We start from the raw sequence: 1,229 nt of genomic DNA, 5'->3' as shown, positions 1-1,229 counted from the left end.
GGCAACGTCGTCGCGCGCATTTCGAGCGCGCTGACCGATTCGACACCTCCCGCCTCCAGGCCGCTGTACGGCCGGTACGCAACTGTCAGACGCTCGGGATCGCGGCGGTAGTGCGCATAGTCGTCGCCGAAGCGCACCTGCTCGCAATGCTTGCCTTCCTCGCACACGAACCAGATGCCAGAGCGTCTGCACAAGCGCGTAATGAACGCCAGGTCGTCCTCACCCCATTGCATCACGAAGCTGCGCTTGCGATAGGTACGATGTAGCTGGAATTCAAAGCGCACGAAGATCTGATTGAACTCATGCTCCCGCAGAATCTGCTCGATGATCTCGGGAATGGTTTTGTCCAGGAAGAACCGGCATTTGGGCGCATTGCGCAACAGCGCCAGACGCGATTCCAGCACAATCTCGTACAACGACTGGTCGCGGTGGTCGCCTTGAGTGCGAAGCCCGTCACCACGCCTTGCACGCGGCGTGCGCTTTCAGGCTGGCTCCACCGATCACGCGGCGGCGGCTGAATCACAAACGCTCCGATTCGGTTCAGGAATTCAGTGCGTGACAGGTCATGGCGAGGGTGCGTGAACTGGATCGTGTACTTCGTCGGCTCTCCGATTCCGCGTGCCCCATCGAACTCATAGACGTCCGCTAGTGCGGCGGCAGGCATGCCCTTGAGATCAAGGCTATAGAACTGATGGATGTTGATACCCGCACGTGCGGGCGTGTCGAAATTGGCCGTGCTCGGGGTCAATCAATCCTCCGAAAACGTTTGCGGAATAGGCCGCGCGACTTTAACCGAGCAAGGGACAAAGCCGCCATAGGACGAATATGAAATTGGTAAGAACCGGGATTTGAAGCCGAATCCATTTACGCGTTCCGATGGAACGAAAATGGATTTCGTGTTTTTCCGATACCGATTCTCTCGGTCGCAACCACCCGGCTGACTCATAGCCGTTCGCCACGCGACATGTCCGAGCCTCCCGAAGGTCGAGTCCAAATGGAGCAACGGCGGAAATCGGACGTAGGTGAGCGCTACCGATTTCATTGCGACCGTACCCGCCCGGCCACGTAACGGCAGCTTCGTTCCCTCCCGAACAGCAAGGGGTTCCACCCATTACATTCGAATATTTCCTCTAATCCGCAATTGCGGCTCGCGATCCGAAAGCAGCCTGCAAGACTGGCCGCCGCGCTGTTCCACAGTTCGGGAAACGTTCGGGTTCGGCTGGCCCCAT

The 1,229-nt window shown here is 58.3% G+C and carries 1 protein-coding gene; it reads right to left on the bottom strand.

What is annotated here, in order from left to right; genetic code table 11:
- Window positions 1-416 (bottom strand): contractile injection system protein, VgrG/Pvc8 family (locus tag AC3IFE_RS18765; protein ID WP_489191530.1); only part of this gene is annotated, 416 nt, incomplete at its 3' end.
- Window positions 417-1,229: the final 813 nt, after the last annotated feature.

The organism is Burkholderia sp. APQ4-4ca, assembly GCF_057837105.1.
The sequence above is the reverse complement of the archived record's forward strand: the minus strand, read 5'-3'. Positions and strand labels throughout refer to the sequence as shown.